The 13,097-nt window shown below is 65.4% G+C and carries 9 protein-coding genes and 1 riboswitch; of the genes, 3 read left to right on the plus strand and 6 right to left on the minus strand.

The window, feature by feature from the left end; genetic code table 11:
• The 3 genes from ACESNG_RS17080 to iadA form a co-directional block, all read right to left on the minus strand.
• The coding region (locus tag ACESNG_RS17080; RefSeq protein ID WP_373069955.1) for a carboxypeptidase regulatory-like domain-containing protein at positions 1 to 747 on the minus strand (747 nt) is incomplete at its 3' end.
• A gap of 20 nt (positions 748 to 767) precedes the next feature.
• Entirely contained in the window at positions 768 to 3,188 is a 2,421-nt protein-coding gene (locus tag ACESNG_RS17085) for an ATP cone domain-containing protein (protein WP_373060210.1), read from the minus strand.
• Between the two features lie 188 nt (positions 3,189 to 3,376).
• Positions 3,377 to 3,580: riboswitch (cobalamin riboswitch) on the minus strand.
• A gap of 140 nt (positions 3,581 to 3,720) precedes the next feature.
• Entirely contained in the window at positions 3,721 to 4,884 is a 1,164-nt protein-coding gene (gene iadA, locus ACESNG_RS17090; protein ID WP_373060212.1) for a beta-aspartyl-peptidase, read from the minus strand.
• Between the two features lie 75 nt (positions 4,885 to 4,959).
• Between iadA and ACESNG_RS17095 the strand changes: the two genes are divergently transcribed.
• Genes ACESNG_RS17095 through ACESNG_RS17105 form a run of 3 tightly spaced genes read left to right on the plus strand, consistent with a single transcriptional unit; the run spans position 4,960 to position 10,502 of the window.
• Positions 4,960 to 5,838, plus strand: a complete 879-nt coding sequence (locus ACESNG_RS17095; RefSeq protein ID WP_373069957.1) for a cyanophycinase — start codon at positions 4,960 to 4,962, stop codon at positions 5,836 to 5,838.
• A 6-nt stretch (positions 5,839 to 5,844) separates the two neighbouring features.
• Complete coding sequence (gene cphA, locus ACESNG_RS17100; protein ID WP_373060216.1) at positions 5,845 to 8,709, plus strand: cyanophycin synthetase; 2,865 nt, start codon at positions 5,845 to 5,847, stop codon at positions 8,707 to 8,709.
• A gap of 5 nt (positions 8,710 to 8,714) precedes the next feature.
• The gene (locus tag ACESNG_RS17105; protein WP_373060234.1) at positions 8,715 to 10,502 is read left to right on the plus strand and encodes a Mur ligase family protein; all 1,788 of its coding nucleotides are present in this window, start codon (positions 8,715 to 8,717) and stop codon (positions 10,500 to 10,502) included.
• A 10-nt stretch (positions 10,503 to 10,512) separates the two neighbouring features.
• Here the strand turns inward: ACESNG_RS17105 and ACESNG_RS17110 are convergent, their stop codons facing one another.
• The 3 genes from ACESNG_RS17110 to ACESNG_RS17120 form a co-directional block, all read right to left on the minus strand.
• Positions 10,513 to 11,004 (minus strand): hypothetical protein, encoded by a 492-nt coding sequence (locus ACESNG_RS17110; RefSeq protein ID WP_373060218.1) that lies wholly within the window; start codon positions 11,002 to 11,004, stop codon positions 10,513 to 10,515.
• 100 nt (positions 11,005 to 11,104) lie between these two features.
• Entirely contained in the window at positions 11,105 to 12,385 is a 1,281-nt protein-coding gene (locus ACESNG_RS17115) for a hypothetical protein (protein ID WP_373060220.1), read from the minus strand.
• The gene (locus ACESNG_RS17120) at positions 12,382 to 12,951 is read right to left on the minus strand and encodes an RNA polymerase sigma factor (protein ID WP_373069959.1); all 570 of its coding nucleotides are present in this window, start codon (positions 12,949 to 12,951) and stop codon (positions 12,382 to 12,384) included. Before ACESNG_RS17120 ends, ACESNG_RS17115 begins: the two co-directional genes overlap by 4 nt.
• Between the last annotated feature and the right edge of the window lie 146 nt (positions 12,952 to 13,097).

The raw sequence follows: 13,097 nt of genomic DNA on the forward strand, positions 1-13,097 counted from the left end.
GCCGGCCATCAGGCCGACCTTGCCCGTAAGCCCCGTCTGCTCCTCCTTCTTGAGGATCAGGTTGATGATGCCGGCACTGGCATTGGCGTCGTACTTCGCGCCCGGGTTGTTGATGATCTCGATGCTTTGAATGGCCGACGCCGGCAGGTTCTCCAGACCGCGTTGGGATCCGGCCCCGGTCAGTGCGGTCTGCTTGCCATCGATCAACACGGCCACCTTGTCGCTGCCGCGCAACTGGATCTTGCCATCCTCACCGACCGTGACCCCCGGCAATACGGACATCGCCTGCACCACCGACCCGCCCGCCTGGGCCACGTTGTCGGCCACGCGAAAGGTCTTCTTGTCCATCGTGCTGGCGATCTCGGACGCGTTGGCCGTCACGACGACCTGGCCAAGCGCCGACGCCACCGCTTCCATTGGTAGCACGCCGAGGTCGAGGAACGCACTGAGTTCGCCGATCAGGACCCGCTGGCGCAGCGGCTTGTAGCCGATGATTCTCGCGTCGAGGAGGTACGTGCCCTTCTTGAGCCCCGTGAACGTGAACGCGCCGGCACCATCGGTCAGGCGACCGGTCACGAATACGCTGTCCTTCTCCGTGAGCAGCTGCACGGTGAGAAACGGCAGCGGCGTCTTTGTCTGCGCATCCTGCACTCGCCCGGACACCGTGACGTTGGAGGCAGGTGTCTGGGCGAGTGCAGTGGTTGCCATGCACAGCAAGAGCGGGAGCAAACGAAGTGAGGTCTTCATTGGAAAAAGCGCTCGCGCGATTAGATGATCTCGCAGGCTCCACCGGCACAGGCCACCGTGTCGCCAAGCGTAGTCATGTCCACGCCCTCGAGCAACATAGTGTAGTCGACGTCGCGATACGACAGGGCGTTCCAGCGAATCATATCCGACTCACTCGTCACCTCTTCACGCGGCGCTTGCGCATAAATCTTGTCACCCGTTTCGCGCAGTAGCGAAATGCCGGCGAAGTATTCCTTGTTGTCCCAGATGAACTGCTGCACCGCGTCCCACTCTTCGTCCTTCACGGTCACGGTGTTGGACACGTTGTGGTGCAGTCCCGGGTTGTACTGCTCGTGACGGCGGCCGGCGCGGACCCAGTGTTCCTGCACCAGACGCACGTACTCCAGAAACTGTACCGCGCCGACGTCTTCGCGCAGGATCGCATCGGGCTCGGCGCTTACCGGGAAGGTGATCACGTCCGTGGTTTCGGGATCCCACACCGACGTTTCGGTCATGTGCGGATTGTGCAGCTTGAACCACTGGTACAACGGCTCCGTACGCGCCGCCTGCACGCGACGGAAGTAGTGACGCGCATGATGCGGATGAATACCCGAGCCCGCGCCCAGCACGAGGCTGGCGGTGCCTTCCGGCTTCACGCAGGTGATACGCGCGGCCGGCGCGATGCCGAGGTGTTCGGCGATCGCGGCGTTCGTGTCGAGACATTCCTTCGCGCCACGTTCCAGCACCGACGGATCGAGCAGCAGCGACGGGCGATCGAGAATGCCGCAGATCGACACGCCGAGCAGTGACTCGCGCTCGTTGATCACGCGCGAGGCGGCACCGAGGTACGGGATGTCGGTGTACGCCGCCTGCAGCGTACCAAGCAGCGACGCCGCGCGGCAGCAGGCGAGGAACGACTCTTCACTGTCGCAGGCGCCGGCGTTGATCGTGGTGAGGTTGCACATCTGCCAGCCCGACACACGCGACCCGATGGCGACATCGGGGCGGCCGTACTTCGCCAGCTTCGCCTGCGCCGCTTCATCGACCACCATGTAAGGCGCGAGACCGATCTCGACGCACGGATTCGCGCCGTATTCTGCGTCGTCAACGAAGTAGAAGCCCGGCTCGCCGAACTCCTTCTGGAACTCGAACAGCTTCGCGAAATCCGACGTCTGCACCGACTCGCGCACGAGCACCGCGGAGTTGTTCGACTTGCCACGTTGCGGGTTGGTCTCGAACCAGTTGCCCGTCTTGGCCGACGCCATCTCGTCGTCGTCGGACGAGAAGAGACAGATGGTGGCCGAGCGACGGATGCCGCCGGAGAGCACGGCAACCGCGACGTGCATCATGATGTCGTACACTTCGATCGAACGGAGCGCTCGGCCCGGCACCTGGTCCAGCATGTGTTCAGCCGCGCGAAGCGCCTTCTTGAGCGGCAAGTGTCCCGGCGCGCGACCACCGGAGGTGCGCAGCTGCTGGCCGCGCGAACGGATGGCGCTGTAGTTGAACTCGACCTTCGTGCCGTCGAAGTACGAGCGGATCAGGGCATCCAGCGCATCCGCCCAGCCTTCGAGCGTGTCGGGCACCATATAGTGCACCACCGGCAGTTCGTTCTCGGCGGCGCGGAGCGGGAATGTCGGGAGCTGCGATACATGCTGCTTCTGCACGCTGAAGCCCACGCCCGTGCCCGACATGAGCAGGAAGAACGACTCCTTGAAGGCGTCGAGTCGATCCATGTGCGTGAACGCGCAATTGAACATGCGCGCATTGTTCGCTTCGATGGCGCGACCGCCGAACTGCAGCGAGCGCATGGAGGGCAGGATCGCGCGGCGTTGCAGCGCGTCCTCCGTGTCCACCATGAGCGCGCGCAGCGTGCGGTTGCCGAATCCGGCCACCGGCAGATCGACGCGATCGGCGAAATGGCCACGATGCATGTCCATCACGCGCGTGAAGGCCTCGGCCGGCGTTTCGCGACGACCCAGATCTTCCCGGTAGCGCGAGTAGCGCGAGAGGAAGATGTAGTCCTGCAAGCCGTTCTCGCCGTGCACGTTGAGGCGATGCTGGGCGCGCGCCGCGCGATACAGCACGTAACGTTTCGCGATGTCCCAGTGACCGCGCGCGGCGATCATCATTTCCACGATGTCCTGGATCTCCTCGACCGCGGGTACATGGTCCTGCGCACGACGCTCCACGGTGTTCACCACGAGCTGCGTGATGGCGCAGACGTCGGCGAAGTCGGTGAAGCCCAGTCCGAAGCGGTGAGCGGCATCGTCGTGAAGCGGGTTCGGCGCATCGTCGTGACGCGACGCGTAAAACGCGAGCGCGATCGCGCGAGTGATGCGCTCCGGATCCCACGGCGCCGATACGCCGTCACGATTGACGACCTCTGTGACCACCTTGATAGTGGCGGCGTCGTAGCTGGCTCGAAACTCGGAACTGCGCGGGGCGACGGATACGGCCAAGGGTGCCTCCTTCGGGTGAACCAGCGGTTGAATGCACACCCCCGAGGAGCTGCGCTCTCCATCGCCCAACGGACACGCCGGGCGGCGAAAAAGGCTCCTTGCGATGCGCAGCAAGGAGCCCAGCGGAGCAGGCGCCACTCGAGTGAATGGCACGCAGCAATCCCCGGCGTGCCCTCCCACGAGGGTGCGCGCGGACTCCGGCAATTGGTAGGTCTTCTGGCTCGGGATTCGTCCTCCGGAACGGCCTTCCCGTGCACCCATATCGAGTACCCAGTGGCGTGCTGTTCCTTCGTCCTCCCTTACAGCGGCGGGGCCGCCCCGGAATCACACCGGGTTCCCTCTTAGCGCCGACCCCAGCTTCGGAATCGTTGACCAAATGCCTATGTCTTGAAACAGTTGCCTGCTGTCACGAACAACAGCGGGAAACTGAAGTTCCAGCTAAAAGCGACTGAAGTCAATACTTGTTTCCTTACACAAGCCACCAATCAGCGCATTTTCGGGGACCGATCTCAGGCACGTCCGGACACCGGCGTTACGCTGGCTCGAAGGTGCCACGGCGAACGGTCATTCCGCCCCGAATATGCCAAGCGCCGCGGGCCATCACGTCGCGCACACGATGGTCGCTATCGAGCACCACCAAGTCGGCGTCGCCCCCCACACGGAGCTTGCCCTTGCCCGAAAGGCGGAGCAGCGTCGCCACGTTGCTGGTGAAGGCGGGGAGGATCCGCTCCAGACGGTGTTCGCGGGCCAGGAGCTCCCGCAGGGTGTCCAGCAGCGTGCCCGCGTGACCGACGCCCATCTCGACCGCCCGGCCGTCGGCGTCGAACACCGGCAGGCATCCGCCGCCGTCGCTGCTCACCGTCACATTCGTGGCGGGCGCCCCGCTGGCCCAGAACCGCTCCAGCGCGTCGGCGGCGCTCCACGCGTCGTCCTCGGGCGACACGTCGAACGACGTGATGTCGACCACGCACCCACGTCGGGCGAGGGCGATCGCTTCCTCGAACAGGGCCCGTTTGCGATTCACGTGCGTGGGGTTGAACACCCGCGCCGGAATCTCGCTGGCGTCCAGCGCCTGCCGCACAAGATCGAGTCCGCGCTCCCCATCGCCCATGTGCAAGTGCACGACGCCGGCCTTGCCGGTCATGATGCCGCCCACGTGCGCCTCGGCCGCCACCTTCAGCAAGTCGTCGAGCGTCGGTTGACTGGACCGGTGATCGCTGACTGCGAGCTCGCCCACACCGATTACCCGATCGAGATGCACGATGTCGCCGCGCACACTGCCCGTGAGGGTGGCTGGAGGTACGTGGTATCCGCCCGTGTGGCACCACGCCGACAGCCCTTCGGCCACCAGACCGCGCGCCGTGACCACCAGTTCGGCCGTGCTCCGCGTGACGTCGTCGGTGCCAAGCACCCCGATGGCCGTTGTGACCCCGGCGTTGGTGTACTGGGACAGCGGTGGCGCGGGGACGCGGGTGTGTGGGCCGGCTTCGCCACCACCACCGGTCAGGTGGGCGTGGCCGTCAACCAACCCCGGAATCACCACGCGCCCCTCGAGATCGACCTCGATCACGCCCAATGCGCTCGGCAGCGAGCTGAGGGACGCGCCCATCCACAGGATCTGCTCACCGCCGATAAGCAGGTCCATCTGCCCCCGCGATTCGGGAGCGAATACAGTCGCATTGCGTAGCAGCAGCATGTCGGAACGTTACCCAGTGGCCACGGCCAGCGTTAGCTTTGCACACGCTCGACACGTACGGCGATGTACGCGACGGTGAGTACGGTTCACGCGAATCCACGACTTATGCGCGGCTGGATCATCCCGATTGGTGGCAAGCTGCTTACTTCGGCTATTCTCGACCGCTTCGTGGCGTTGAGCGGTGGCACGGCGGCACGCATCGCCGTCATCCCCACTGCGTCATCCGAACCGGACATGGGCGCGTTTTACGAACGCGTGTTTCAGCGCCACGGCGTCACGCAGGCCAAGGCGCTCAACTTCGAGCGGCGCAGCGACTGTGACGATGGCGACTGGCTCGAGTGGCTGAGCGCCGCGACCGGGGTGTTCATCACCGGCGGCAATCAGCTCAAGCTGTCGACCACTCTTGGTGGCACGCCGGTTGGCCATCTGCTGCGCGAGCGGCACGCGGCAGGCATGCATATCGCCGGCACCAGCGCCGGCGCCGCGTATCTCAGCGAACACATGATCGCATACGGGGCCGAGGGCAGTTCGCCGCGCGCCGGTATGGTCACCATGTGCGCCGGTCTCGGGCTCACGAACCGCGTGATCATCGATCAGCACTTCCGTCAGCGCGATCGACTGGGGCGCTTGCTCACTGCACTGGCCTACAATCCATTCGCTTTCGGACTCGGCGTCGACGAGGACACCGCCGCGTTCATCGGGCCGGACGACACGATCGACGTCATGGGTGCCGGCTCGGTCACCATCATCGATCCGACCAATGTGTCGTTCTCGTCGATTGCCGAGGCGGAGCCCGGCGAGGCGGTCACCCTGCTTGGCGCCACACTGCATCTGCTCGCGGCCGGCGCGAGCTTCAATCTCCGGACACGGCTGGCGGTCGCCACGGCGTCGGCAACATCACCGCACGACGCGCTCAATTCTGCGCTGGGCGACTCCCTCGTCACGGCCGAATAGCACACCATGAAGATTCTCGAACGCGCCACTTATGTAGGGCCGAGCCACTACGCGCACTTCCCGGTTATCCGGCTCGTCCTCGACCTTGGAGCGCTCGAAGAGTGGCCTACAAGGCGACTGGGTGACGAGTTCATTCGGGCGCTACTAGAGGCGCTGCCGGGCTTGCACGAACATGGCTGCTCGTACGGTGTGGCCGGCGGATTCGTACGTCGCATGACGGAGGACGACGGCACGTGGATGGGGCATGTGCTCGAGCACGTGGCTATCGAATTGCAGAACGTGGCCGGGGTCAAGGTCACCTTCGGCAAGACGCGCGAAACCGCGACCTCCGGTGTGTACGACGTGGTATTTGAGCACGAGCAGGCCGATGTCGGACACGAAGCGGCCGACGTGGCGCTCGAGTTGTTGCACCATCTGTTGCCGGTGGCACTCCGCCCGCGCGATACCGATCCGAGCTTCGATTTGGCGGCGCGTCGTGACGCCTTCATTCGCTACGCCCAGCGCCGGGCACTGGGGCCAAGTACCGCGAGCATCGTGCACGCCGCGGAAGCGCGCGACATTCCGTGGATTCGCCTGAATGAACAGAGTCTCATTCAGCTGGGCTACGGCTGCTATCAGCAGCGCATTCAGGCCACGATCACCGGCGGGACGTCGCACATTGCCGTCGAACTCGCGGGCGACAAGGAAGAGACGAATCGTATTCTGGCCAACCTCGGGCTGCCGGTACCGAAACAGCGCCTGGTGCAGTCGGCCGAGAAGGCGATCAGCGCCGCGAAGACGATCGGCTATCCCGTGGTGACGAAGCCGTACAACGGCAATCACGGGCGCGGGGTGTCGATCGCCCTCGCCACGCCGGAGCAGGTGGTCGCCGGATTTCTGCGCGCGCAGGAGATTTCGCGCAGCGTGATCGTGGAGAGCTACATCACGGGACACGATCATCGCATGTTGGTGATCAACGGCGAGCTCGTGGCGGTCAGCAAGCGCGAGCCCGGCAAGGTCACGGGCGACGGCGTGCACAGCATCGAACAGCTCATCGCCATCGTGAACAGTGATCCGCGTCGCGGCATCGGTCACGAGAAGGTGCTCACGCAGCTCGAGCTCGACGAGCCCGCAATGGGTCTGCTCGCCACGTTGGGTTACGACGCTGCCACGGTGCCGCCAGCTGGTGAAGATGTGTACTTGCGCCTCACCGCGAACTTGTCCACGGGCGGCACCGCCACCGACATGACCGATGTCGTGCATCCCGACAACGCCGAGATGGCGGTGCGCGCCATCAAGGCGATCGGCCTCGATGTCGGTGGTGTGGACTTCCTCACGCCCGACATCACCGAGTCGTACAAGGATATCGGCGGCGCCGTGTGCGAAGTGAACGCGGCGCCCGGCTTCCGCATGCACATGGCGCCCAGCGAAGGACGCCCGCGTGACGTGGCCGGCAAGGTCATCGACATGCTCTTCCCGGATCGGGCGCCCAGTACGATTCCGATCGCGGCGATCACCGGTACGAACGGCAAGACGACCACGTCGCGATTGCTGGCTCACATTCACAAGCTCGCCGGCAAGCGGGTCGGACTCACGACCACCGATGGCGTATACATCGACGGGCAGCGCACGGTCGAAGGGGATATGACCGGCCCCACGTCGGCGCGCATCGTGCTCAGCGATCCGGCGGTGCAGGTGGCGGTGCTGGAAACGGCCCGTGGTGGTCTGTTGCGTGCAGGAATGGCGATGCGGCACGTGGACGTGGGCGCGGTACTCAACATTCAGCCCGATCACCTCGGACAGAAGGGTATCGAAACGCTCGAACAGCTCGCCGAAGTGAAGCGCACGGTGGTGGAGATCGCAACGGATACTGCGGTGCTGAATGCCGACGATCCGAACACGCTCCGTATGGGGGCCTACACGAAGGCGAAGCACGTGTGCTACGTGACGATGGACCCCGCGCACGATCTGGTACGCGAGCACATTCGCGCTGGTGGCCGCGCCATCGCGCTGGAAGCTGGCGTGAACGGACAGATGATCACGATCTACGATCGTGGGGCGCACATTCCGTTGCTCTGGACCCACCTCATTCCCGCCACGCTGGAGGGCCGCGCCACGTTCAACGTGCAGAACGCCATGTTCGCGGCGGCGATGGCGTTCTCGATGGGTGTACGGCTCGAGGACATCCGTCACGGGCTGCGCACCTTCGACACCACGTTCTTCCAGGCGCCCGGCCGACTCAACGTGTACGACGAGCATCCCTTCAAGGTGCTCTTCGACTACGGTCACAACGCGCATGCGATCGCGGCACTGTGCGACCTCGTGAATCGGATGAAGCCGGTAGGCAGACGGATCTGTGTGCTCGCGGCTCCCGGCGATCGGCGCGACGCGGACATCACGGCCGTCGGGACGGTTGCCGCTGCCGGCGGCTTTGACCACTACATCGTGCGTCGTGATGATTCGCCGCGCGGGCGTAGCCCCGATGAAGTACCTCGCATGTTACGCGACGCCTTGATGGCGGGTGGAGTCGCGGCGGATTGCGTGACCATGATTATCGATGAACAGGAAGCGATCGACGCGGCGCTGCGCATGGCACGCGCTGGTGACCTCGTGCTCGTGTTCGCTGATGTTCTCGCTCGTGGCTGGAAGCAGATCATCAATTTCCGTCCGGAAGCCGAACAACGCGTGATGCCGCCGGTGCGTGCCGCGCGTGCGGTACCGCGCGCCGAGGTGTCGGAAGAATCGCCGGCCGACGACGCGGCGCCGGCGCGTTCGACCGCGGCACCGGCTACGACGGTAGAGCCGGCGGCCAAGTGGAACAGCATGACCAACGACGTTGTGCTCATGCGCGACGAGCGAGGCGTGATCCTCGTGCCTGAGGCCAGCGATTGACCCACGTGTCGGTCGACGATCCGGAGTATCCGTCGCCGAACATCCGGGACTGCCGCCGGTTGCAGGGACCGAATAGGTACGGACCTGCGCCGGGCGCGGTCGTCACAGTGGCGGTGGTCGATGACGAAGCGCGTCGTGCGGTGGATCATTGGCCGTACGCGGCGCGTCGGCTCACGCAGGCGCTGGGCTGGGAGAATATCGAATTCGTCGCCCGGCACAGCATCGGCGACGCGACCTGCTATCTCTCGGCGCCAATCGACGGACTGATGACCGCCACCGCCGTGGCCGAAATGGCGTGGGTGGAATCGGAAGCCTACGTGGATCAGCGCGAAGTGCCCGATGCGGCGCCAGCGCTGCGTGCGCAATACGCCGAGGAACGTGCCCGTCACCCCCACGTGCGCGAGCTCGAGGCCGGCGCGCTCACCCGCGGTGTGGCCTTCAGCATCGACGATGAAGCGGTCAGTGTGGGGAGTGGGCGTGGTGTGATCACGTGGGCTCATGGCGAGGCGCCAGCGTCGGCGTCGGTAGCGTGGGACAGCGTGAGCGATATCCCGCTCATCATGGTGACCGGTAGCAACGGCAAGACCACGACCACACGGCTCATCGCGGCGATGTGGCGCGCTGCGGGGGCGACCACCGGCTGGAGCTGCAGCGACGGAGTGTTCGTGGAGTCTGATGTCGAGAAGCACACGCTGGGCCTTGGTGACTACACGGGGCCTGGGGGTACGCGGCTCGTGATGCGCGACGCCGACGTGCAAGTGGGCGTGCTTGAAACGGCGCGTGGTGGCATGCTGCGCCGCGGACTCGGCACGACCAACGCCACCGTCGCGGTGATCACCAATATTTCGGCCGACCATTTCGGTGAGTACGGCGTCCACACGCTGGAGGATCTCGCCGATGTCAAGGCGGTCATGATCCGCGCACTGCGGCCGGAGGCTCGTCTGGTGCTCAATGCCGATGACGCCACACTCGTCGCGCTCGGTGAGCGACTCGCGACGGTGCATACCGTACCGATCGTGTGGTTCAGCATGAACGCCGATACCGAACTCGTGGCGGATGGTATCGACGCGCATGGCGACGGTGCCGTGCTGCACGACGGGCACCTGATGGTCTGTCGCGAGGGCGTCTGGGGCGACGCCGGTCGCGTGAGCGAGATGCCCGTGACCGCCGATGGTGCGGCGCGCCACAACGTGGAGAATGCACTGGCGGCGGCGCTCACGGCCAGCTGCTCCGGGGTGTCGCTGTCGGCGGTACATGTGGCACTTCGCCGCTTTGGTGCGGCGCTGCACGACAACGCGGGTCGACTCGAGCGCTACGCCTTCGGCGGCATCACCGTATTCGTGGATTATGCGCACAATCCCGAAGGTATTCGCGCGCTCTGCGCGACGGCCGCTGCGGTCCCGGCCACGCGACGCGGGTTGGTGCTCGGAAACGCCGGTGATCGCGACGACGATCAGCTGCGCGCACTCGCGCGGGCGGCGTGGAGCGTCGCGCCGTTCGAGCGGGTGATCGTGAAGGAAATGGTGTCGCTGTTGCGCGGCCGTCCCGCAGGGGAGTTGCCGGCGCTGCTCGTTGATGAGCTACGGCGCGTAGGCGCGCCTACCAACTGCGTGTCGATTTCGGCAAGCGAGTTCGAGGCCGTGCACGAGCTGCTCGCGTGGGCGCAGGTGGGCGACGTGCTGGTGGTTCCCACCCACGCCGAGCGCGGGCGGGTTACGGGGTATCTCGAACAGCTGCGAACCATAGGTTGGCGTGCCGGCGACTCGCTGCCCGATTCCTCTTTTACCGCATAGCGGCGACCGGCTACTTGACCGTGATCAGCTTGACCATGCCCTTCTCCGTGTGCGCACGACCGTCGCGCGCCGGGATAAGGCAGGCGAGGATGTAGCGGCCCGGCTTCATGCGTACCGTGAGAAACGTTTCCTGATTCGGCGCGATCGGAGCGGTTTGCCCCAGCGTTGGCATCCACGGCGGAATGATACCTTTGCTGTGGTACATATCGAGGAACTCACGCAGGGTATGATTGGCTGGGAGCTCGAGTATCGCGAGGGCGTGCAGGTCGGCGCCGCCGTTCGTGAGGTTGAAGGCGACGACACCGGCCGGCACTTGATCAGTTGCCATGAAGTTGTAGTCGACCGAATTCACCGCGACGTAGGTCACCCGATTCGGGTTGGCCGTGGGCGCGGACACCAGTGCGACGGATTTGGCGGGTGCGGCCTGCGCGACGACATCGTGCGGTATGGACAGCGACAGCAGGAGTGCGGCAAGAGGGCAGAGCGACTGAGCAAAACGCATTGGGATCTCCGGGCCTTGGGATGCTGCGAGAGTCTGCAACCGGTTCCCTTTGATGGTGCAGCAAAAAGGGCCGGACGTCAATGACATCCGGCCCTTTTTACTAGCGGTTCCGCACGGCTGACAGGCGTTTCGTCTCCTCGAAGCCGAACAGCAGTCGCGTTTCAGAAACCGGATAGCTGCCCCCCCACGATCCTTCGGTGAGCAACGTTTCCCCGGTTTCCTTGCTGACGTACCAGACTTCAGGTTTGGCCCCGGTCTCGAGGACCACCCGCCACGTGGCGTAGTGGCCGCTGAGCGTCTGGATGTCGCGCGACCCATCGACGCGAAGGTTCAGATACTCGGACTCGCCCATGGCAACGGTGCGGTCGTCGCCAGAGAGGGCGCCGACGCTGGCGCGCCAGCCTTCGTGGAGCGGCGCGGCGCGCAGTACGATCCGCATCGTCTCTTCGGTGGGCACGAACGGAACGCGCGTCTGCAGCCTTCTGGACGTGCCGTTGCGAAACGGCATGAGCGTCATGCCATTCCGGAGCGTCATTCCCGGAGGTGCGACCAAGGAGTCCGTTTCCAACAATGTGCTGTCGGTGAACGTCTGCCGCATGCGCAGGAAACCTGCATGACGCGCCCGACGGATCGGTCGTAAATCGCTTCGCCGGAGCCAGACTGTATCGTGCTCTGCATTGCGTTCGCTGTTCTCGGCCGGCCCCGCTGATGTTTGCGTGACAGTCACGAGACACCAGGCGCGCTGCTCCCCCAACTCCACGGAGTCGAGCTCGACCGTGTACGTCGTGTACGGCAGCAATTCATGCCTCGCATTCCCCACACTACGCAGATAGCTTCGCCGGCCCGGCTTCAGTCTGGACTCGTCGAGCGCCATAAGCCCGGGATACGGCGCATTGCGCGCAGCCTTTCCTGCCGATTGCGCGAACGCCACGCGCGGCCACGGCGAGAGGCGTTCGGCGAGGCCCTCGCGAGGCGAGGCCATCGCGGTCGTGTGTGTCAGCGAGTCGAACAGCGCGGAGTCGGCCATCGTCGGCGGCGCCTGTCGCGGCAGCGCCCGCGCCGTTGCCGGCAGCGAGCCCCGTGCGTCCAGTCGCGGCCACAGCGCGGTCACCGCCGCCACGAGTGCGGCTGCGACCGCGAGGCCGATCATCCACACACGCCCGGCCAGCTGCTCCACCGTGAGAGCATCGATCGCTGACGACGGTGCCTGGGGCACGACTGGCACCGTGGCTGCATCGCCGTGGGGAAGCATCACCCGCATGCCATCGGCGCGGCTCGCGTGAATCCGCTCCAGCAGTACGCCGGAGGGCACGACATCAGTAGCCTGACGAACGAGCGCCGCCAGATCCCGATCGTCCGTGAAGAGTGCACGGCGGTTCATACGTAAGCCTCCAGCACTCGACGAAGCTGCTGCACCGCGCGGTGCAACCGGACTTCAGAGGTGTTGGTGGAGATCTCCAGCAGACTCGCGATCTCCGCATGTGAATAGCCCTCGATCACCCGCAGCACGAACACATGACGCAGCGGCGGGGTGAGCGTGGCCAGCGCCTGCAGCACCTTCTCGCGCAGCACAGGATCGCCGTCCGGCGTGCTCGTGGCGGGCTCCGTGATGTCTACCAGTGACACGTCGCCGCGTTGACGCACCTGTCGCTGACGCATCAGTGCCACGCGCGTGGTCACGCGACCAATCCACGCGCCGAACTGCCCACGCTCGTCGTAGCGCGCCAGTGCCTCCGGCAGCCCCACGAACACGTCGTGCACGATGTCCTCGGCGTCCTCACGCGATGCCGTGAGCCGGAGCGCCAGCGCCATCAACGCCGGTGCATGCGACCGGTAGCACGCTGCCAACGCGTCCGGGTCGCCCGCGCGAATCGCGGGCAGCGAGATGGGCGTGGCCGGCCGCGTAGCGTCGGGGACTGGGAGCGAGGAGGAGGCGGAGTGACTCATGAGTACAGGATCAATGCCCGGCGTAAGGGGAAGCTTACATTCGAGGCCGGAAGCGTGCCCCACGTGAAGTAGGTAGAAGCGCCGAGGGTCTCCCAAAGCCGTCTCTGCGCGAAGCGCAGCAACGGCGACTGGGAGACCCTCGGCGC

It is taken from the genome of Gemmatimonas sp. (genome assembly GCF_041689975.1).
In the GTDB taxonomy this organism is placed as follows: Bacteria; Gemmatimonadota; Gemmatimonadetes; order Gemmatimonadales; family Gemmatimonadaceae; genus Gemmatimonas.

Excerpts from the sequence above, each read along its gene's own strand:
- iadA (WP_373060212.1), bottom strand. The coding sequence starts at position 4,884 with ATGCTGCTGCTACGCAATGCGACTGTATTCGCTCCCGAATCGCGGGGG.
- cphA (WP_373060216.1), top strand. The coding sequence starts at position 5,845 with ATGAAGATTCTCGAACGCGCCACTTATGTAGGGCCGAGCCACTACGCG.
- ACESNG_RS17110 (WP_373060218.1), bottom strand. The coding sequence starts at position 11,004 with ATGCGTTTTGCTCAGTCGCTCTGCCCTCTTGCCGCACTCCTGCTGTCG.
- ACESNG_RS17115 (WP_373060220.1), bottom strand. The coding sequence starts at position 12,385 with ATGAACCGCCGTGCACTCTTCACGGACGATCGGGATCTGGCGGCGCTC.
- ACESNG_RS17120 (WP_373069959.1), bottom strand. The coding sequence starts at position 12,951 with ATGAGTCACTCCGCCTCCTCCTCGCTCCCAGTCCCCGACGCTACGCGG.